Source organism: Labrys sp. LIt4, assembly GCF_017813775.1.
Taxonomy (GTDB): domain Bacteria; phylum Pseudomonadota; class Alphaproteobacteria; order Rhizobiales; family Labraceae; genus Labrys; species Labrys okinawensis_A.
This window is the reverse complement of the sequence record NZ_JAGIPY010000001.1, coordinates 84,375-103,072: the sequence shown is the minus strand read 5'-3', so window position 1 is coordinate 103,072 and position 18,698 is coordinate 84,375. Positions and strand designations below refer to the sequence as shown.

The following is an 18,698-nucleotide window of genomic DNA, read 5'->3' as shown; positions in this document are numbered from 1 at the left end:
CATGACGAACAGGCAGGCGTCGAGGTATATCTCATCTTCGCTTTACCCCTCCAGCGTCTTGCGGATGCCGGCCTGGTCGATGCCCTTCTCGCCGATGATGACGAGGCGGCTCGAACGGGTTTCCTCCGGCGCCCAGGCGCGGTCGAAATGTTGCGAGAAGCGGGCGCCGACGCCCTGGACCAGCAGGCGCATCGGCTTGCCGTCGACAGCGACGAAGCCCTTGATGCGCAGGATGTCATGCTCCTCGGCCGCAGCCTTCAGCTTGCGTACCAAGGCATCGGCGTCGCGGATGGCCGGCAGGTCGACGACGAAGGTGTCGAAATCGTCATGGTCGTGCTCGGCCTCGTGGTCGTGATGGGAGGGACGCGCCTCCAGATCGTTCTCGGCCGCGGCCCCGAGCCCGAGCAGCACGGCCGCATCGATGCGGCCCTCGGAGGTGCGCACCACCTTGACGGCGCGCGGCACGGTCTTCTCGATGTCCTCCTCCACGCCGTCGGCCTCGCCGGCGGAGAGGAGATCGGCCTTGTTGAGCACGACCAGGTCGGCGCAGAGGAGTTGGTCCTCATAGACCTCCTCGAGCGGGTTGTCGTGGTCGAGGGAAGCATCGCCCTCGGCCTGGCGCTTCAGCTCTTCCGGATCGTCGGCGAAGCGGCCGGCCGCAACCGCCGCGCCGTCGACCACGGCGATGACGCCGTCCACGGTGACGCGCGAGCGGATCGCCGGCCAGTTGAAGGCCTTGACCAGCGGCTTGGGCAGAGCCAGGCCTGAGGTCTCGATGACGATGTGCTCGGGCGCATTCGGGCGCGCCAGGAGCGTCTCCAGCGCCGGCACGAAATCGTCGGCCACGGTGCAGCAGATACAGCCATTGGCGAGCTCGACGATCGCATCTTCCGGGCAGCTCTCGATGCCGCAGGACTTCAGGATGTCGCCATCGACGCCGACATCGCCGAATTCGTTGACGATCAGCGCCAGCCTGCGGCCATTGGCGGTGGCCAGCAGGTTGCGGATCAGCGTGGTCTTGCCGGCTCCGAGAAAGCCGGTGACGATGGTGCAGGGAACTTTCGTATGCGCGTTCATTCGGCGTCCTTGAGGGTTGATAAGGGTGGGATGCGCGCGATCATGCTGCGCTTGAAGACGTCGGGACGGCCGCGCCAGGGCATCAGGCCATCGCGGGAATGGGCCAGGAGATCGATCCCGGTGAGGATGTCGGGGCCGCTCTCGGCGGTGAGATCGCCGAAGACATAGGTCCAGGTACCGGGCGCCAACAAAGCCACCGTGCAGGAACGCTTGCAATTGCCCAGGCACTCGACCGGCTGCAGCTCGACGCCTTCGGGCAGCCTGCCGGCGAGTGCATCGCGCAGCCGGGCACCCTGGCGCGGCGCCTCGGGATCATCGCCCTCGCGCCTGCAGGTCACGCAAACGAGCAGCCGGACTGGGAGAGGTGTTTGTGGCATCGGCCCTGTTCATCGCCGCCGGAGCGGATGGAGGGCGCGGGACCGACGGCAGAGCCGGCGGTCGTCCGGGAAGACGGAACCGGCCTCCGAGGCGCCCCGCCCGGACCGGTGACAACAGTGCGACCGGCAGGTCTCCTGGCTCGCGGCTCATCGCCTCCCGCCGCCTTCCCGGTTGCCCAGTGGCTTCATGGCGGGACGCTTGCCGCTTACAGTTGCGGGGGCAGCCGCGGCTTTGGCATCCAAGGCAGCCTGGACCGGCCCCTCTTCTTCCGCACCGCATTCCCTCTTCTCTCTTAACGAGAGACCGATCGTGGCTGACATAAGGCGCGCGCGGGCGGGCTTGTCAATGTTCCCGCTTCCAAAGCGCGCGCAAAATCCGGCATAAAGGGCGACAACGCCGCCGCACGAATGAGATCGCCATGCTTGAAGAGAAGTCGCCGCCGACAGTGCCGGAGCCGCAAAAGATCGACGTCATCTTCCGCGGCGGTTCGGTGACGGCCATCGGCGTGGTGCTCGCCTTCTCGCTCGGCTTCCTCAACAACTGGGCCTCCCAGCCGGGAAGCTGGATCCCGGAGGACCTCGCAGCCGTCGCTTTCATCGGTGGCGGCATCGTCTTCCAGGTCTGGGCGCTGGCCGGCATGCTCTCGGTCAAATCACTGGAGGTGCCGGTCTATCGCCGCATCGTGCGCCTCTTCATGATCGGCCTCATTCTCGTCTCGATCGGCGTCCTGGTCGCCATCGCCGGCGACGCGCTCGGCTACAGCAAGATCTGGTTCAAGCAATAGGCCGCGGCCAGCTGACACTATGGTCGTGATTTGGCAGGGACATTGGGCTTGCGTCATTGCGAGCGCAGCGAAGCAATCCAGGAGCCATGAGCGACGCGCTTTACCAAAACTGGATTGCTTCGCTGCGCTCGCAATGGCGGAGGAAACGTCAGCGCAGTTGTAGCGACGACTGTGGTCTTCGTCCGCATCTTCATGATCCGCTCATTTTGGTCACTCTCGACGACGGTGTTTCTCGATCGCTTCCCGACTGCACAAACTCTCACGTCTGCGTTACCTGTCACCCCGGCGCCATGATTGCCGCCACAATTTGGCCTTCCCGCAATCGCCCACCAGAAGGCCGACGCCGATGGGCCCGGATCTTCTGCCCGGCATCAGCCGCTGGAAGGCTCGCCCATGGTTGCCATCACCGTCAATTCGACCGCCCACCAGCTCGACATCGAGCCGGAAACCCCTCTGCTCTGGGTCCTGCGCGATGAACTCGGCCTCACCGGCACCAAGTTCGGCTGCGGCATCGCCCAATGCGGCGCCTGCACCGTCCACGTGAATGGTGCCGCCATCCGTTCCTGCCAGACTCAGGTCGGTGACGTCGACGGCGCCACCATCACCACGATCGAGGGCCTGTCGGCGGATGGCAAGCATCCGGTCCAGCAGGCCTGGCTGGCCGAGGACGTGCCGCAATGCGGCTATTGCCAGTCGGGCCAGATCATGGCTGCCGTCGCCTTCCTGAAGGACACGCCCGCCCCGACCGACGCCGATATCGACAATGGCATCACCAATATCTGCCGCTGCGGCACCTATCCGCGCATTCGCGCGGCGATCCATCGCGCCGCCGAACTGATGAAGGGGTGAGGCCATGAACGCGATCGACCGCTCCTCGACCGCCCTGAGCCGGCGCAGCTTCCTGGCCATCGGCCTCTCGGCCGCCGGCGGCCTGATGATCGGCGGCTTCATCCCCGATGCCGCGCAGGCTCTGACCATTGCCGACCAGCCCTGGGCCGGCACGGCCACTGACGGCGAGATCAATGCCTGGATCCTGATCGAGCCCGACGACACCGTGATCATCCGGGTGGCGCAATCGGAAATGGGCGAGGGCATCTTCACGGCCCTGCCGATGATCGTTGCCGAGGAACTCGGCTGCGACTGGGCAAAGGTGAGGCCCGAATACGCCTCGGCCAGCCGGAATTTGCGCGAGAACACCGTCTACAAGCGTATGGGCACCGGCGGCTCCGGCGCCGTGCGCCGCTCGCGCGAATTCCTGCAGGCCGCCGGCGCCAATGCCCGCGAAAGGCTGGTGCAGGCCGCCGCCGCGCGCTGGCAGGTGCCCGCCGAAAGCTGCAGCGTCGATGCCGGCAAGGTGCTGCACAAGGCGAGCAACCGCAGCTTGCGCTTCGGGGAACTGGCCGGCGAGGCCGCCAAGGTCGCACTGGCCAGGGAGCCGACGATCAAGACGCCCGAGCAGTTCACGCTGATCGGCAAGCCGCTGGCGCGCCTGGATACGCCGCCCAAGCTGACGGGGGCGGCGAAATTCGGCATCGATATCCGCCTGCCTGATATGGTCTATGCCGCCGTGGTCACCTGCCCCGTCTTTGGCGGCCGCGTGAAATCCTATGACGAGGCCGCCATCAAGGGCCGGCGCGGCATCCTGGCCGTGGTGCCGATCGAGGGCGGCCTCGCCGTGGTGGCGGACCGGTTCTGGCGCGCCAAGGAAGCGGCGCTCGCCTTGCCCGTGACATGGGACGAGGGCTCGGCCGCCGACACGGACAGCAAGCGCTTCGATGCCGACTATGTCGCCGCCCTCGACGGCCCCGCCGTCACGGCGCGCAAGGAGGGCGACATCGACGCCGCCCTTGCCGGCGGCAAGCGTGTGGAGGCCCTCTATCAGGCGCCGCATCTGGCCCATGCGCCGATGGAGCCGCTCAATTGCACCGCCCATGTCCATGACGGCAAGGTCGAGGTCTGGATGGGCACGCAGAACCCCGACATGGCGCTCCAGCTCGCCGCCAAGGCGGCAGGCGTCGCGCCCTCCGCGGTGGAAATCCACAACTGTTTTCTCGGCGGCGGCTTCGGCCGGCGCGCCGTCAACGACGAGCTCGTGCAGGCAGTGACGGTGTCGAAGGCGGTGGGCAAGCCGGTCAAGCTGGTGTGGACGCGCGAGGAGGATATGCGCCACGACCGCTATCGCCCCCAGGCTGCCATCCGCTTCCAGGCATCCCTCGGCGAGGACGGCCTGCCGGCAGCGATCCATGTCCGCACCGCCGTCGGCTCCATCCAGCGCTCGCTCGGCTGGGGCAAGGTGGAGAACGGCGTCGAACCCTCAGCCGTCGAGGGCCTCGCCAACATGCCCTACCGCACCGGCGCGGCCCAGATCGACTGCATCCTCAAGAACACCCATGTGCCGGTGATGTTCTGGCGCTCGGTCGGCTCGTCCCAGAATGCCTTCGCCCTGGAGAGCTTCATCGATGAAATGGCGCTGGCCGCCGGCCAGGATCCCTTTCGCTTCAGGCGCAAGCTGCTCGAGGGAAAGCCGGATTTTCTCGCCGTACTCGATACGCTGGCCGAGAAGAGCGACTGGGGCAAGCCGCTGCCCAGGGGCCGGGGGCGCGGCATCGCCATCCACGAATCCTTCGGCACCATCGTCGGCGAAGTGGTGGAGCTCGCCGTCAGCCCCGAGGGCGAGGTGAAGGTCCAGCGCGTGGTGGCGGCCGTCGATTGCGGCCATGTCGTCAATCCGCTCACCGTGGAGATGCAGATCGAGAGCGCGGTGGTCTATGGCCTGTCTGCCGCGCTGTTCGGCGAGATCACCATCGAAAAGGGCGCGGTGGTGCAGGGCAATTTCGACGACTATCAGGTCGCCCGCCTGGCCGATACACCGCCGATCGAGACCCATCTCGTGCTCAGCGGCGGCAAGAAATGGGGCGGCATCGGCGAGCCCGGCACGCCGCCGATCGCTCCGGCTGTCTGCAACGCGATCTTCGCCGCCACCGGCAAGCGCATCCGCAGCCTGCCGGTCAAGAACACCGACCTCAAATGGGGGCCGGTGTGAGGTTGTTCAGAGCGCGGACTTTAAAAGTCCATAGGCGCTCGGTTTAAGCGAGAAGTGCGACGCCAGCCCCCCTTCGCTCCGTTCTTACGGGAGCTAGGAGACTCGCGCGCCGAGCCTCATCTCCAACACGACCGTCTCGCTCAACCCTTGAATTATCGCCCGTGAACTTTGTAAGTCCGCGCTCCCCTTGCCTTCCTGCCCGAGACCCGGCAGGAAGGCGCCATGTCCTCTGCCCGACTCACTCTGGTCCTCGGCGGTGCGCGTTCCGGCAAGAGCCGGCATGCGGAGAGCCTGATATCGGCCCATCCCGCCCCCTGGACCTATATCGCCACCGCGCAGGCCTTCGACGACGAGATGCGTGAGCGCATCGGCGAGCACCAGGCCCGGCGCGACGCCAACTGGCATACGGTCGATGCGCCTCTCGCCTTGCCGGAAGCTCTCGCGGCAACACGGGGGCCCGTGCTCGTCGACTGCCTGACGCTCTGGCTCACCAATCTCATGCTGGGCGGCCATGACCTCAAATCCGCCTTTCTCGCGCTGCAGGAAGCGCTCGAGGCCGTATCCGGCCCGGTGGTGATGGTGACCAACGAGGTGGGCCTCTCCATCGTGCCGGACAACGCCCTCGGCCGGGCCTTCCGGGACGAGCAGGGCCGGCTCAATCAACGGATCGCTGACATCGCCGACCGGGTGATCTTCATGGTCGCAGGCCTGCCGATGGTAGTGAAGTAATTGGAAGCTGACATGACCGACGATGCTGCCCGCCACAAGGCGAAGATGGAAAAGCGCAAGGCCGTGCAGGATGCCGAAGTCGCTTCCAAGACCATCACCGAAAAAGGCCTCCTGATCGTCAATACCGGCCCCGGCAAGGGCAAGTCCACAGCCGCCTTCGGCCTGATCATGCGCGCGCTCGGCCATGGCTGGCGCATCGGCGTGGTGCAGTTCATCAAGGGGGCCTGGTCGACCGGCGAACGCAAGGCGCTGGAGCGCTTCGACGACCTGGTGACCTGGAAGAGCATGGGCGAGGGCTTCACCTGGGAGACCCAGGACCGCGAGCGCGACGTCGCTGCCGCCGGGCGGGCCTGGGAAGCGGCCAAGGCCATGCTGGCGGATCCCGCCATCCGCCTTCTGGTGCTCGACGAGATCAACATCGCCCTGCGCTACGACTATCTCGACCTCACCGAGGTGGTGGAAACCCTGAAGGCGCGCCGGCCGGACCTGCATGTCGTCGTCACCGGCCGGAACGCCAAGCCGGAGATGATCGAAGCCGCCGACCTGGTGACCGAGATGACGCTGGTGAAGCATCACTTCGCCGCCGGCGTGAAGGCCCAGCACGGCATCGAATTTTGATGATTGGAGACGGTGCTTGTCATCCCCGGCAAGGCCGAAGGCCTTGGGAAGGGGATGACAGCCCGGTCCAGCATTGCATCGTCAGCAGAGTCCCTCAGCCCTCATGATCCAACCCCATCCCGAGCGTTCGGCGCTGGTCGCCATCCTCTGCGTCGCCGGCGCGGCCCTGATCTTCGCCGTACTGGCCGGCCTGGTCACGCAGGGCGGCACGGAGGCCTTCGATCGCGCCATCCTTCTGATGATGCGTAATCCCGCCGATCTCACCGATCCGCTCGGGCCGGGCTGGCTCGAGGAAATGATGCGCGATTTGACCGGCCTCGGCGGCGTCGGCGTGCTGACGCTGACCACCCTGGTCGTGGCGGGTTTTCTCGCCCTTTCGGGATCGCCGCGCAGCGCCGTCTTCGTCATCCTCGCCATCGGCAGCGGCATCCTGATGAGCTCGCTCCTGAAATACGGCTTTGACCGGCCGCGGCCGGACCTGGTGACCCATGGCGCCCGGGTCTATACGTCGAGCTTTCCCAGCGGCCATTCCTTCATGTCCGCCACCGTCTATTTCACCCTCGGCATCATGCTGGCCCGCAGCTTCCGCGTGCGGGCCCTGTCGATCTACATCATGGTGGTGTGCACGCTGCTGACCTTCGCCGTCGGCGTGAGCCGCATCTATCTCGGCGTGCACTGGCCCACCGACGTGATCGCCGGCTGGGTGATCGGGGCCGGCTGGGCGCTGTTCTGCTCGCTCCTGGCGCAGCGCCTGTGGGGCTATTGACCATGGGGGTGGGGGCAGCTCCGTTCCGCCTTTCCTATTTCCCGCCTTTCACCGGCGGCGCATAGACTTCGATGGCATGGCGCCTGAGCTTGAAATGCGCCGGCGTCCAGGTGGTGAGTTCGCCGTCGGTGTTGACCGGGCGTGGCCGGTTGGTGCGGATCACCAGTTCGGTGGTGCCGAAAGCCCTCACGTCGTCCCACTGGCCATGGGTGCCCTTGCGCAGGCTCGGCAGCAGCTTGAGCAGGCGCCACCAATGGTCGACTTCCAGGCTGTAGAAATCGAGCTTGCCGTCATCGGCCGTGGCGGTCTGCTCCACGGTCATGCCGCCACCGTAATATTTGCCGTTGCCGACCGAGACCTGCAGGGTCTTGATCTTCTCGGTGGTGCCATCATGGTCGAGATAGGCGGTGAAGAGCTGCGAGCGCGCCAGCAGCCGGGCGGCCACGATGCCGTAGCCGAGCTTGCCGAACATCTTCTTGGCGTTCTCGGAGAGTTCGGCGGCAAGGTCCGCGCTGAAGCCGATGCTGGCCACGTTGAAATAAAGCTGGCCATTGACCTCGCCGAGATCCATCGGCCTGGGCTGCCCGGTTACGATGAGCTCGGCGGCCTTCAGGGGATCGGCCGGGATCTCGACGGTGCGGGCGAAATCATTGGCGGTACCGAGCGGCAACACGCCGAGCGGCAGGCCCGTTTCCATCAGCCCCCGAGCGGCGGCGTTGAGACTGCCGTCACCACCGCCGACGATGACGAGGTCGCATTCGTCCCGGCGGCGCAAAATCACGTCGGCGATCTTCTCATTCCCTTCCGGGCTCGCTTCGATGAGATGGATGCCGCCGGTTTCCAGCACCTTGCGGATCGCATCGGTGCCCTTGCCGCCATTGCGCGCGTTGGGATTGACGATGAAGAGGGCGCGCCTGCCCTGCTGTGAATCAACCATACCCTGCCCCAATCTCCCTCGCGCGGAGCGCGAGACCCGTAAAAAAGAGCGACCTAACGGGCAATCTGGTTCATTCCATGGCCATCGTCCCCGCAAGGTCACGGGGGAAACATGGTGTGCCGATCTCCAGATCGGCATCGGCCCCTCCGATATAAGAGACGTTTCCGACATGCCGATCCCGCTCCATCAAGGGATGGAGCTGAGGAGATCGGTACACCAGCTCCCGCGCCTTACTCCGCCGCTTCCACCTTCGTTGCCTCGTCCGCCTCGATATGGCCGGAACGGATGCGAATCATGCGGTCGCAGCGGGCGGCGAGGCCGAGATCATGCGTCACCAGCACGAGGGTGGCACCGCGCTCGCGCTTCAAACGGAACATCAGCTCGACGATACCCGCACCCGTGCCCTCATCGAGATTGCCGGTCGGCTCGTCGGCGATCAGGATGGCCGGCTCGGGCGCCAGGGCGCGCGCCAGCGCCACGCGCTGCTGCTCGCCGCCCGAGAGCTGGGCGGGATAATGGGCTTGGCGTGCACCGAGGCCCACCGCCTCCAATTCGGCCTCCGCCCGGACGAAGGCATCGCGCCGCCCGGCCAGTTCCAGCGGCACGGCGACGTTTTCGAGCGCCGTCATGGTGGGGATGAGATGGAAGGACTGGAAGACCACGCCGATATGCCGCCCGCGAAACTTGGCGAGACCATCCTCGTCGAGGACGCCGAGATCCTGCCCGGCGATGCGGATGCTGCCGCTATCGGGCCGCTCCAGGCCGCCCAGCGTCATCAGCAGGGTGGATTTGCCCGAACCGGAGGGGCCGACGAGGCCGACCGCTTCCCCCTGCCTTATTTTCAGCGTAACGCCCTTGAGAATGTGAACGCGCGCCGCGCCGGTGCCGAGGCTGAGATGGACGTCGGCCAGATCGATCGCTTCGTTCATTCGCATCCTGCCTGAAAGGTTTTCGTGATCGTGACCCGTGTCTATGCATCGATTGTGGCAATTCTCACATTGCTTGTCATGACCCCCCTTGCGGCCGCCTCGGCTGCGGCCGAGCCGCTGCGGCTGGTGGCCCTGGGCGACAGCCTCACCGCAGGCCTCGGGCTGGAAGCCAGGGACGCCTATCCCGCCAAGCTGCAGGCGGCCCTCGCCAGGCTCGGCCTCGAAGTGGCGATCGACAATGCCGGCGTCTCCGGCGACACCACCGATGGCGGCCTTGCCCGGCTCGACTGGTCGGTGCCCGACGGCACCAAGGCGGTGCTGCTCGAACTCGGCGCCAACGACATGCTGCGCGGGCTCGATCCCAAGCTCGCCCGGTCCAATCTCGCCGCCATCCTGGAGCGGCTCAAGGAGCGCAAGATCCCGGTCCTGCTGATGGGCATGCGAGCCGCGCCCAATCTCGGCGCCGACTACCAGAAGACGTTCGACGCGATCTATCCCGATCTCGCTAGGCAATATGGGGCGGAACTCTATCCCTTCTTCCTCGACGGGGTCGCCGGCACGCCCGGCCTCAACCAGCCCGACGGTATGCATCCGACCGCCGCCGGCGTCGATGCGATCGTCACCAAGCTGACGCCGGTGGTGGCTGAGTTCGTCAGGAAATTGCGCTGAACGATCGTCGTACGGCTCCGAAGGCGTGGCTGGGTAAGTGCCAAACTGAAGGTTGTTTCGAACGTTACTCGTATCCCGCCTCGCCCATGGCAAACTCGCTGCCCCTCCATGGATGGGAGCGAGATGACCAGTCTTTCCAACGGTGGTCGGCGGCTGGCGGCAGCTATCGCCTCGAAACGCATCCTCCTCGCCGGCTTGATGGCGATCGCTGCGGGTGTGATACCGGGCAAGGTCCTGGCCGACGACGCGGCGCAGCACTGTTATGATCCCAAAGCTGCGGCGGATCTGGTCGTGCAGGCCTGCACGGCCGTGATCGCTTCCAAGAGCGAGACCGGCTCCCGCCTGGCCGAAGCTTACCGCCGCCGCGGCGCTGCCCATAACGACAGGGATCAATATGAACAAGCGATCCTGGATTTCGACCAGGCAATCGGCTTGAATCCGCAGGATGCGGAGGCCTTGACGTACCGAGGCAAGGTTTTCCTGCATAGGAACGAGCCTGATCGAGCTCTCGAGGATTTCGACCGGGCCCTGCGTCTCGAGCCGGGCGACGGCAAGGCGCTTGGAGGTCGCGGCGCCGCGCTGGTGCTCAAAGGCGACTATGGCCGCGCCATCGTCAATCTCGATGAAGCGCTGCGGCAGGCACCCGATAACGACTATACCCGCTTCTATCGCGGCCTCGCCCACACGAGGCTGGAGCATTACGATCTGGCTATCGCGGATCTAGACCAGGTTATCCGCCACCAACCCGACAACGCCAATTCCTATACCACCCGCGGCGTCAGTTATCTTGGCAAGCGCCAGTACGAACAGGCCATCAAGGATTTCAACGAGGCTGACCAGCTCATCCCGAACGACGCTCTGATCCTGGGCAATCGCGGCTCGGTCCTGGTAAAAGCCGGTCAGTATGAGCGTGCCATCTCCGATCTTGATCGGGCCATCAGGCTCAAGCCCGATGAGGCGAACAACTTCACTAACCGTGGCTCAGCCTTTGGCAATCTCGGCCAGTTCGATCGTGCGATCCAGGATTTCGACCAGGCCATTCGCCTCGACCCGAATAATCTCGATGCTCTTCGAGGGCGGGGCTGGATCTATTCAGAACGGGGGAACCCCGACCGCGCCTTGGAGGACCTGAACAAAGTCCTTCTCCTGTCGCCGGACGATGCCGCCACCCTGATCATCCGCGGCATGACCTATATCGCCAAGAAGTACTACGATCGGGCCCTTCAAGATCTCAACCAAGCCGTCAGCCTCAAGCCGGACTCTGCCGATGCCTACCTCAATCGCGGCGCGGCCTATGTCAAAGCAGGCCAGGTCACCCGCGCCATCCAGGATCTCGACGAGGCCATCCGGCTGAAGCCGGACGATGCCATAGCCTTCTACAATCGTGCCTCGGCCTACAGGCTATTGGAGGACAATGACCGCGCGCTCCAGGACTATGACCGGGCGATCGCCCTGCAAGCGCACGCGAACTTTTACCGAGACCGCGGCACAGTTTTGGTGACCATGAAGCAGTACGACCGAGCCATTCAAGACTACGACGATGCTTTTCGGCTCAATCCGGCCGATGCTGAGATCTTGGAGGGGCGCAGCATCGCGAATTTCGAGAGCGGTCATTACGATCGTGCCATAACCGATCTCGACCGCCTGTTGCAGCGCAAGCCTGACGACGCGAGCGCCCTGATTAATCGTGCTGCCGTCTATGTCAGGCTTGGCGAGCTCGACCACGCGCTCCAGGATCTCGACCGAGCCATCGTGCTGGCGCCGGACGAGCCCAAGGCCTATCTCAATCGTGGCGCCGCCTTTAACGATTTGGGTCAATATGACCGCGCCATCCAGGATCTCGACCGAGCGATCGATCTTGAATCGGACAGTGCCCTCGCTTTTGCCGGCCGCGCCGCGGCCTATAGCAACAAGCGCCTGTATGATCGCGCGCTCAAGGATTACGACCGGGCTATCGCCCTGGATCCCGATACCGCCAGTTACTATCGCGATCGCGGTGCGGTTTTGGCCGCCAAGGGCTGGTACGATCTCGCCATCCGCAATTATGACGACAGCCTGCGGTTGAAACCCGGCGACGAGAAGGCCCTGCGCTGGCGTGCGGACGCGCAAAGGCAGCTCGACCGTAAGAAGAGCCGCAAACCAAAAGGGGCCGAGGCACGATGACACGCCCAGGACGGCGCTGAACCTGTCCGAAAATTGCTATAGACCTTACGGACGATGGCGCCTCTCGCTTCGCGGCAGGGGGTGGCGAGGACGTTCGGGAAAGGTCTTGCGGGAAAGGTCTTGGTCGATGGGCATCGAGGAGCGGACGAAAGGCGAATTGCGCCTCATTCCGGCGCGCAAGGGCGTAGCGGAGCGGGTGAAGGCCGGGCAGACGGTGACGGTCATCAACACCCATGGCAGCCAGGTGGTCGACAGCTGGGCCTTCAACGCGGAGGATCCCAGCGAGTTCATGTCGATGGAGCACAGCCGCGGCGCTATGCTGCGCGTCAATCCGCGGGTCGGCGATACTCTGCGCAGCAATCGCCGGCGCCCCATGCTTACCCTGACCGAGGACACTTCCGGCGGCATCCACGACACGCTGATCGCCGCCTGCGACCGCTACCGCTACGAGCAGCTCGGCCATGTCGGCCATCACGACAGCTGCACCGACAATCTCGCGCAGGCCTTGGCATCACTCGGCGTGACCGGAGCGGAGACGCCGAGCCCGCTCAACCTGTTCATGAACATACCGGTCGGCGCCGATGGCAGCGTCTCCTTCCAGCCACCGGTGTCGACGCCCGGCTCCCATGTCCGCCTCAGGGCCGAGATGGACCTGATCGTCGTGTTCTCCGCCTGCCCCCAGGACCTGGTCCCGGTGAACGGCGCCGACTGCATTCCCCAGGATGCGCATTACACCATCGCCTGATCGGCTCCAGGCTTTCCCTGAGAGCCCAGTGCTCTGTCGTCCCCGGCGCCGCCATTGGCGACGGGAAGGGATCCAGGGCCGAAAGGATTTCGCTTGGAATTCCTGGATCCCCTTCGAACACCCTTCAGATTGGAGCCCCGGGCTCCCCGGACAGGAACCACAAAAGTGAGCAACCATCCCTTCCAGCCGCTCGATTCAGGGCTCGTGCCGCGCTTCGCCGGCCCTTCGACCTTCATGCGCCTGCCCATGGCGCGGCCGGAGGAGGTCGACATCGCCCTGGTCGGCATTCCCTTCGACGGCGGCGCCACCAATCGCACCGGCGCGCGGCACGGCCCCCGGGAGATCCGCAACCAGTCGAGCCTGGTGCGGCGCGTGCATCACGTCACCGGCCTCTCGCCCTTCGACCGGATACGGGCCGGCGATTGCGGCGACGCCCCCATCAATCCGCTCGATTTGATGGCGAGCCTGGAGAGCATCGAGGCCTTCTATGCCGAGATCCGGGCCGCCGGCGCCCGCCCGCTGACGGCGGGCGGCGATCATCTCACCACCCTGCCCATCCTGCGCGCCCTGGCGAAGCAGGCGCCCGTCGGCCTCGTCCAGTTCGATGCTCATTCCGACACCTATGACAGCTTCTTCGGCAGCCGCTACAACCACGGCACGCCCTTCCGCCGCGCCATCGAGGAAGGGCTGGTCGATCCCAGGCGCATGATCCAGATCGGCATCCGCGGCGCCATCTCCGATGCGGCAAATTACGACTTCGCCCGCACCGCCGGCGTCCGCATCATCTTCATCGAGGAGTTCATGGCCCGCGGCGTGGCCGACGTCATGGCCGAAGCCCGCGCCATCATCGGCGACAAGCCCACCTATCTCTCCTTCGACATCGATGCGCTCGATCCCTCTTTCGCGCCCGGCACGGGCACGCCGGAGATCGGCGGGATGTCCTCGCGCGAAGCCCAGGCGATGATCCGCCTGATGGGCGGCGCGCATCTGATCGGCGCGGACCTGGTGGAAGTCTCCCCGCCGCTCGACCCCTCGGGCCTCACCGCCCTGACCGGCGCGACGCTGATGTTCGAACTGCTCTGCGTGATGGCGGGAGGGTAGGCAGGGCTGGTTCGCTGTCATCCCGCACGCGCTGCAGCACGCAGTGCCGCAGCGCGTGCGGGATGACAGCCTCGTCACACCACCAGGCGTACCGGCTTGTCGATGGCCTGCAGCACGCGGGCAAGATCATGGCCGCGCTTGAGGATCATGCCGGTCGGCGCCAGCACGCTATAGGCCCCCTGGCGCTGGGCCAGCGAAGGATCCTTGACGATGCGGTAGAGCGGCATCTCGGACGCGCGCCGGAAGATGGAGAACACAGCCTTGTCGCGCAGGAAATCGATGGCATAGTCGCGCCATTCGCCATGGGAGACCATGCGGCCATAGAGATTCATGATCTGGCGCAGTTCATGCCGGTCGAAGGCGATGGCTGGTGGATCGGGGCGGCGCGAAGCGGGAAGTTGCGCGACATTCGCGCTTTCGCCTCGCGAAAACAGCGATCCCGGCGGATCGGCCTCCGTCATGACGCCTCCTGTGTAAACGGTCTGTCGTCACACTGTCATGATTGCGCCGATCCGCTTCACGTTCAAGTTTTATCGCCACACGCAACGGTCATCGCAGGGGAAGACTGCCGTCTCCCGTGGACAGACGGCCGTAAAGCTCGGGCCGGCGATCGCGGAACAATCCCCAGGCGGCGCGCTCGGCGCGAATCGCCTCGAGATCGAAGCTTGCCGTCAGCACCGCCTCGCCCGATCGCCCCGCCTCCGCCACCAGCTCCCCGTGCTGGCCGGCAATGAAGGAGGAGCCGTAGAACGTCAGCTCGCTCTCGCCGAAGCGCTCGACGCCGATGCGGTTGGCCGCCATCACCGGCATGATGTTGGCGCCGGCGTGGCCGCGCATCACCGTGCGCCAATGCTCCATCGAGTCGAAGCCGGTGGCGGGCTCCGAGCCGATCGCGGTGGGATAGAGCAGCGCATCCGCGCCCATCAGGGCCATGGACCGGGCCGCTTCGGGAAACCACTGGTCCCAGCAGATGCCGACGCCGATGGTGCCGAAGCGGGTCGGCCAGACCCTGAAACCGGTATCGCCGGGCCGGAAATAGAACTTCTCCTCATAGCCGGGCCCGTCCGGAATATGGGATTTGCGGTAGAGGCCGAGGACGCCGCCATCGGCGTCGACCATGACGAGGCTGTTGTAATAGGCCTGGTTGGCACGTTCGAACAGGCTGACCGGCAGAACCACGCCGAGCTCGGCAGCCAGGGCGCGCATGGCCTTGAGGGTGGGGTGCTCCTGGTCCAGCGTGCGCGCCTTGGCGAAATGCTCGGCCTTCTCCTCCTGGCAGAAATAGAGGTCCTCGAACAGTTCCTGCACCAGCACGACCTGGGCGCCGGCCCCGGCAGCCTCGCGCACCAGGCGCGTCGCCGTGGCCAGGTTGTGGTCTACGCTGTCGGTGCAGGCGAACTGCACCACGCCGAATGTCGTTTTGGCCATCACGCGTCCTCGAAGCCGGTGAGGACGCCGACCGCATTCACGGCGATCTCGGCCACGGCATAGCCGCCTTCCATCACGAAGAGCGTCGGCAGGCCGAGCTTGGCGATGCGCGCGCCGATGAGCGGATAGTGCTCGGTCTTCAGCTTGAAGGCGCTGATCGGATCCTTCTCGAAGGTGTCGACCCCGAGCGAGACCAGCAGCACATCGGGTCTGTAGGCCGCCGCCTTGGCGCAGGCATCGTCCAGCGCCGCCCCCCAGACCTCGAAGGTCGTGCCTGCCGGCATCGGATAATTGACGTTGAAGCCCTCGCCCTTGCCGGTCCCCTTTTCGTCGGCAAAGCCGAGGAAGAAGGGATATTCGTTGGCGGGGTCGCCGTGCAGATTGAGCACCAGCACGTCGTCGCGCTCGTAGAAGATTTCCTGCGTGCCGTTGCCGTGATGGTAGTCGACGTCGAGGATGGCGACCTTGCGGGCGCCGTTGTCGAGGAACCATTGCGCCGCCACGGCCGCATTGTTGATGAAACAATAGCCGCCCATGAAGCCGGAGCCGGCATGATGGCCGGGCGGACGGCAGAGCGCGAAGGCCGACTTCTCGCCACCCTTCACCAGCCCGGCGGCCGTCAGCGCCACCTCGTAGGAGGATTTGATCGCGTCCCAGCTGCCCTCCACGAGAGTTGCGCCGGCATCGAAGGAATAATAGCCGAGCAGCGCCTCGATCGATTCCGGTGGCCTGTCGCCCCTCAGGCCGCGCGTCGGCCAGGTGAAGGGCATCGCCGTGCCCTCCCGCCCGGCCGCCTTCCACATCGGGTAGGCCCGCCCGAGGAAATCGATGAAATCAGGCTTGTGCACGCGCAGGGCGGCATCGAGCGTATGGGCCTGCGGCGACAACACAGGACCGAGCCCGACCTCGTCGATACGGGCGCGGATGAACTCGGCGCGCGAAGGCATCTCGAAGGCCGGCACGATGGCGCCCGCCACCAGTTCGACATTGCCGGCATGGCCTTTGTGGCGCTCGGAATAGACGGATTTCATCAGACGGATTCCAGTGGTGACTGCTGGAATTGTGATCACAAACGAAGAGTGGTGGCAAGGGGCACCATGGAGGCTTTCATTGGAGCGCCCGCGGAAAAGGGCGCGCCAGGCCCTTGTTCAAACCCGCTCCACCAGTTCCGCGCCCGCCTCCCGCATGGCGGCAATTGCCGCCGCGACGGAGCCGTCGAGGTCGATGCCCCGGCAGGCATCGAGCACGACGATGGTCTCGAATCCCAGGCGTCTGGCGTCCTCGGCGGAATAACGCACACAGAAATCGGTGGCGAGGCCGACGCAGAACAACCGCTTGAGGCCGCGCTCCCTCAGATAGCCCGAGAGGCCGGTCGGGGTCTTGCGGTCGTTCTCGAAGAAGGCCGAATAGCTGTCGATGGCAGGATTGTAGCCCTTCCGGATGATCATCTGCGCCCCGGGCAAGGCCAGGCCGGGATGGAACTCGGCGCCCCGGCTGCCCTGGAGGCAATGGTCGGGCCACAGGGTCTGCTCGCCATAGGGCATGCGCACGGTCGAAAAAGGCGCCTTGCCCGGATGGCTGGAAGCGAAGGAGGAATGGCCGGGCGGGTGCCAGTCCTGCGTCAGCACGCAATGGGCGAAATCCCCCGCCAGCCGATTGATGTCGGGTACCACCGAATCGCCGTCGGGCACGGCCAATGCCCCCCCCGGACAGAAATCGTTCTGTACGTCGATCACCAGGAGGACGTCGTTCGGACCGGGCTTCATGAAATCCTCCCCCACAGCGTCTTTGCGATTTGACGGAAAGCACTTCAAATCGCAAAGACGCGTCGAACCAAAAGTTGGAGCAAAGCGGCGTCTTCACCAAAACGCGCTTTGCTCCAAGATGCCTCTATCTTCATCACGCGGGCCGGAAGATCAACTTGCCTTTGGATCTGAGGGGGCTACACAGGAGAACAGGCTGCGGATTGCGACTCGCGGCCGGCAAAGGCAGGACCCCATGCGTCCAGATTTCTCTCCCTCCATCGTCGGCGTCGAACACAGCTACCTGCTGCATGGCCAGCGGCTGACCGCCCCCTCCTTGCAGCCGGGTCTCCATGTGGTGGCGACGCCCATCGGCAATCTCCAGGACATTACGCTGCGGGCGCTGACCACGCTGGCCGCCGCCGATCTCATCGTCTGCGAGGATACGCGCGTCACCAGCCGCCTCACCAACCATTATGGCATCAGCGCCCAGCTCCTGGCCTATAACGACCACAATGCGCCCCGCGTGCGGCCCCAGATCCTGGAGCGGCTGACCAGCGGCCAGGGCGTGGCCCTGGTCTCGGACGCCGGCACGCCCATGGTCTCCGATCCCGGCTTCAAGCTGGTACGCGAGGCCATCGAGGCCGACATTCCCGTCTTCGCCGCGCCCGGCCCGTCCGCCGCGCTGGCGGCCCTGGCCGTCGCCGGCCTGCCGACCGACCGCTTCTTCTTCGAGGGCTTCCTGCCCAACAAGGATGGCGCACGCGCCAACCGGCTCGCCGAGCTCAAGACCATCCCCGCCACGCTGATCTTCTACGAAAGCGGCCCGCGCCTCGCCGACAGCCTCGCCGCCATGGCGACGGCGCTCGGCGACCGGGCCGCCACGGTGGCTCGCGAACTCACCAAGGCCTATGAGACGGTCTATCGCGGCACGCTGGTCTCGCTGGCGACCGATTTCGCCATTGCCGACGAGCCGAAGGGCGAGATCGTGGTGGTGGTGGGACCGCCGGTCGAGGAGAAGGCCAGCGCCGACGACATCGAGGCGTCTCTGGCCGCCGCGCTCGAGACGCTTTCGGTCAAGGATGCCGCCGCCGCGGTCTCGGCCCGCCTCGGCCTGCCCAAGCGCGACGTCTATGCCCGCGCCGTCGAGATGGCCTCGGAGCGCCGCAGCAGGGCCTCTTGAGCAAGCTCGAACGCCAGGCCGCTTTCCGCGCCGGCCTCAACGCCGAGACACGGGCCGGCTGGCTGCTGCGCCTGAAGGGCTATCGCCTGCTCGCCCGCCGCTTCAAGGTGCCGGGCGGCGAGATCGACCTGATCGCCCGCCGCGGCGGCACGCTGGTCTTCGTCGAAGTCAAGGCTCGCGCCGAAGTCGCCGTGGCGTTGGAAGCAATCACGCCCGGCCAGCAGCGGCGCATCGCCACGGCGGCCCGGGCCTGGCTGGCCCGCCATCCCGATCATGCGGCGCTGACCCAGCGTTTCGACGCGGTCTTTGTGACGCCCTGGCACTGGCCGCGCCATCAGCCCAACTGGTTCGAGATGGATCTGGGGTGATTTGGGGGGGCGGGTCTTCAGACCCGCTTGAAACACAG

At 65.7% G+C, this 18,698-nt stretch carries 20 protein-coding genes and 1 riboswitch; of the genes, 12 read left to right on the top strand and 8 right to left on the bottom strand.

All coding sequences use genetic code 11. The features are described 5' to 3' along the window. Positions 1-42: 42 nt before the first annotated feature. Together cobW and J8I29_RS00450 are read right to left on the bottom strand one after the other, a co-directional pair. Positions 43-1,077 (bottom strand): cobalamin biosynthesis protein CobW, encoded by a 1,035-nt coding sequence (gene cobW / locus J8I29_RS00455; protein WP_209430247.1) that lies wholly within the window; start codon positions 1,075-1,077, stop codon positions 43-45. Then, complete coding sequence (locus tag J8I29_RS00450; protein WP_209430246.1) at positions 1,074-1,454, bottom strand: DUF1636 domain-containing protein; 381 nt, start codon at positions 1,452-1,454, stop codon at positions 1,074-1,076. Before J8I29_RS00450 ends, cobW begins: the two co-directional genes overlap by 4 nt. A gap of 107 nt (positions 1,455-1,561) precedes the next feature. After that, positions 1,562-1,778: riboswitch (cobalamin riboswitch) on the bottom strand. A 95-nt stretch (positions 1,779-1,873) separates the two neighbouring features. On the opposite strand from J8I29_RS00450, the gene J8I29_RS00445 reads away from it, so the two are divergent. The 6 genes from J8I29_RS00445 to J8I29_RS00420 all read left to right on the top strand — a co-directional run bounded on the left by J8I29_RS00445 (position 1,874) and on the right by J8I29_RS00420 (position 7,395). Next, positions 1,874-2,239 (top strand): hypothetical protein, encoded by a 366-nt coding sequence (locus J8I29_RS00445; protein ID WP_105864324.1) that lies wholly within the window; start codon positions 1,874-1,876, stop codon positions 2,237-2,239. A 393-nt stretch (positions 2,240-2,632) separates the two neighbouring features. Continuing rightward, complete coding sequence (locus J8I29_RS00440) at positions 2,633-3,088, top strand: (2Fe-2S)-binding protein (RefSeq protein WP_105864323.1); 456 nt, start codon at positions 2,633-2,635, stop codon at positions 3,086-3,088. 4 nt (positions 3,089-3,092) lie between these two features. Beyond that, entirely contained in the window at positions 3,093-5,282 is a 2,190-nt protein-coding gene (locus tag J8I29_RS00435; RefSeq protein WP_209430245.1) for a xanthine dehydrogenase family protein molybdopterin-binding subunit, read from the top strand. 222 nt (positions 5,283-5,504) lie between these two features. Beyond that, positions 5,505-6,011, top strand: coding sequence for a bifunctional adenosylcobinamide kinase/adenosylcobinamide-phosphate guanylyltransferase (gene cobU, locus J8I29_RS00430; protein ID WP_105864321.1), 507 nt, complete (start codon positions 5,505-5,507; stop codon positions 6,009-6,011). A gap of 12 nt (positions 6,012-6,023) precedes the next feature. Beyond that, positions 6,024-6,629 (top strand): cob(I)yrinic acid a,c-diamide adenosyltransferase, encoded by a 606-nt coding sequence (gene cobO / locus J8I29_RS00425; protein WP_209430244.1) that lies wholly within the window; start codon positions 6,024-6,026, stop codon positions 6,627-6,629. A 103-nt stretch (positions 6,630-6,732) separates the two neighbouring features. Further along, positions 6,733-7,395: a phosphatase PAP2 family protein gene (locus tag J8I29_RS00420; protein ID WP_105864319.1), complete on the top strand. Its 663-nt coding sequence runs from the start codon at positions 6,733-6,735 to the stop codon at positions 7,393-7,395. Positions 7,396-7,429: 34 nt separating this feature from the next. Here the strand turns inward: J8I29_RS00420 and J8I29_RS00415 are convergent, their stop codons facing one another. Both J8I29_RS00415 and J8I29_RS00410 read right to left on the bottom strand, forming a co-directional pair. Then, positions 7,430-8,332, bottom strand: a complete 903-nt coding sequence (locus J8I29_RS00415; protein WP_209430243.1) for a lipid kinase — start codon at positions 8,330-8,332, stop codon at positions 7,430-7,432. A gap of 230 nt (positions 8,333-8,562) precedes the next feature. Then, positions 8,563-9,267 carry an ABC transporter ATP-binding protein gene (locus J8I29_RS00410; protein ID WP_105864317.1) on the bottom strand — a complete coding sequence of 235 codons (705 nt, stop codon included), beginning with the start codon at positions 9,265-9,267 and terminating at the stop codon, positions 8,563-8,565. A 72-nt stretch (positions 9,268-9,339) separates the two neighbouring features. On the opposite strand from J8I29_RS00410, the gene J8I29_RS00405 reads away from it, so the two are divergent. The 4 genes from J8I29_RS00405 (at position 9,340) to speB (ending at position 13,939) form a co-directional block, all read left to right on the top strand. Beyond that, a complete protein-coding gene (locus tag J8I29_RS00405) occupies positions 9,340-9,930 on the top strand; it encodes an arylesterase (RefSeq protein WP_209430242.1) in 591 nt (196 codons plus the stop codon). Between the two features lie 123 nt (positions 9,931-10,053). Beyond that, positions 10,054-12,093, top strand: a complete 2,040-nt coding sequence (locus J8I29_RS00400) for a tetratricopeptide repeat protein (protein WP_209430241.1) — start codon at positions 10,054-10,056, stop codon at positions 12,091-12,093. Between the two features lie 106 nt (positions 12,094-12,199). Continuing rightward, positions 12,200-12,838 (top strand): urea carboxylase-associated family protein, encoded by a 639-nt coding sequence (locus J8I29_RS00395; protein ID WP_348535962.1) that lies wholly within the window; start codon positions 12,200-12,202, stop codon positions 12,836-12,838. A 165-nt stretch (positions 12,839-13,003) separates the two neighbouring features. Continuing rightward, positions 13,004-13,939, top strand: a complete 936-nt coding sequence (speB, locus tag J8I29_RS00390) for an agmatinase (protein ID WP_348535961.1) — start codon at positions 13,004-13,006, stop codon at positions 13,937-13,939. Between the two features lie 74 nt (positions 13,940-14,013). Here speB and J8I29_RS00385 read toward each other — a convergent pair whose 3' ends face one another. The 4 genes from J8I29_RS00385 to pncA all read right to left on the bottom strand — a co-directional run bounded on the left by J8I29_RS00385 (position 14,014) and on the right by pncA (position 17,133). After that, complete coding sequence (locus J8I29_RS00385) at positions 14,014-14,400, bottom strand: DUF2794 domain-containing protein (RefSeq protein WP_105864314.1); 387 nt, start codon at positions 14,398-14,400, stop codon at positions 14,014-14,016. Between the two features lie 88 nt (positions 14,401-14,488). After that, positions 14,489-15,367: an N-carbamoylputrescine amidase gene (gene aguB / locus J8I29_RS00380; protein WP_209430240.1), complete on the bottom strand. Its 879-nt coding sequence runs from the start codon at positions 15,365-15,367 to the stop codon at positions 14,489-14,491. Continuing rightward, positions 15,367-16,398, bottom strand: a complete 1,032-nt coding sequence (locus tag J8I29_RS00375; RefSeq protein ID WP_209430239.1) for a histone deacetylase family protein — start codon at positions 16,396-16,398, stop codon at positions 15,367-15,369. The genes aguB and J8I29_RS00375 overlap by 1 nt, the downstream gene beginning before the upstream one ends. Positions 16,399-16,515: 117 nt before the next feature. Beyond that, positions 16,516-17,133 (bottom strand): bifunctional nicotinamidase/pyrazinamidase, encoded by a 618-nt coding sequence (gene pncA, locus J8I29_RS00370; protein WP_105864311.1) that lies wholly within the window; start codon positions 17,131-17,133, stop codon positions 16,516-16,518. A 232-nt stretch (positions 17,134-17,365) separates the two neighbouring features. Between pncA and rsmI the strand changes: the two genes are divergently transcribed. Together rsmI and J8I29_RS00360 are read left to right on the top strand one after the other, a co-directional pair. Then, positions 17,366-18,292, top strand: a complete 927-nt coding sequence (rsmI, locus tag J8I29_RS00365; RefSeq protein WP_105864310.1) for a 16S rRNA (cytidine(1402)-2'-O)-methyltransferase — start codon at positions 17,366-17,368, stop codon at positions 18,290-18,292. Beyond that, a complete protein-coding gene (locus J8I29_RS00360) occupies positions 18,289-18,660 on the top strand; it encodes a YraN family protein (RefSeq protein ID WP_209430238.1) in 372 nt (123 codons plus the stop codon). The genes rsmI and J8I29_RS00360 overlap by 4 nt, the downstream gene beginning before the upstream one ends. Positions 18,661-18,698 lie beyond the last annotated feature (38 nt).

Bases quoted from the DNA above. Each gene is read 5' to 3' on its own strand.
- cobO (WP_209430244.1), top strand. From the start codon at position 6,024: ATGACCGACGATGCTGCCCGCCACAAGGCGAAGATGGAAAAGCGCAAG.
- cobW (WP_209430247.1), bottom strand. From the start codon at position 1,077: ATGAACGCGCATACGAAAGTTCCCTGCACCATCGTCACCGGCTTTCTC.
- aguB (WP_209430240.1), bottom strand. From the start codon at position 15,367: ATGGCCAAAACGACATTCGGCGTGGTGCAGTTCGCCTGCACCGACAGC.
- J8I29_RS00420 (WP_105864319.1), top strand. From the start codon at position 6,733: ATGATCCAACCCCATCCCGAGCGTTCGGCGCTGGTCGCCATCCTCTGC.
- J8I29_RS00375 (WP_209430239.1), bottom strand. From the start codon at position 16,398: ATGAAATCCGTCTATTCCGAGCGCCACAAAGGCCATGCCGGCAATGTC.
- J8I29_RS00415 (WP_209430243.1), bottom strand. From the start codon at position 8,332: ATGGTTGATTCACAGCAGGGCAGGCGCGCCCTCTTCATCGTCAATCCC.
- rsmI (WP_105864310.1), top strand. From the start codon at position 17,366: ATGCGTCCAGATTTCTCTCCCTCCATCGTCGGCGTCGAACACAGCTAC.
- cobU (WP_105864321.1), top strand. From the start codon at position 5,505: ATGTCCTCTGCCCGACTCACTCTGGTCCTCGGCGGTGCGCGTTCCGGC.
- pncA (WP_105864311.1), bottom strand. From the start codon at position 17,133: ATGAAGCCCGGTCCGAACGACGTCCTCCTGGTGATCGACGTACAGAAC.
- J8I29_RS00440 (WP_105864323.1), top strand. From the start codon at position 2,633: ATGGTTGCCATCACCGTCAATTCGACCGCCCACCAGCTCGACATCGAG.
- J8I29_RS00385 (WP_105864314.1), bottom strand. From the start codon at position 14,400: ATGACGGAGGCCGATCCGCCGGGATCGCTGTTTTCGCGAGGCGAAAGC.
- J8I29_RS00435 (WP_209430245.1), top strand. From the start codon at position 3,093: ATGAACGCGATCGACCGCTCCTCGACCGCCCTGAGCCGGCGCAGCTTC.
- J8I29_RS00410 (WP_105864317.1), bottom strand. From the start codon at position 9,267: ATGCGAATGAACGAAGCGATCGATCTGGCCGACGTCCATCTCAGCCTC.
- J8I29_RS00450 (WP_209430246.1), bottom strand. From the start codon at position 1,454: ATGCCACAAACACCTCTCCCAGTCCGGCTGCTCGTTTGCGTGACCTGC.
- J8I29_RS00405 (WP_209430242.1), top strand. From the start codon at position 9,340: ATGACCCCCCTTGCGGCCGCCTCGGCTGCGGCCGAGCCGCTGCGGCTG.
- J8I29_RS00445 (WP_105864324.1), top strand. From the start codon at position 1,874: ATGCTTGAAGAGAAGTCGCCGCCGACAGTGCCGGAGCCGCAAAAGATC.
- J8I29_RS00400 (WP_209430241.1), top strand. From the start codon at position 10,054: ATGACCAGTCTTTCCAACGGTGGTCGGCGGCTGGCGGCAGCTATCGCC.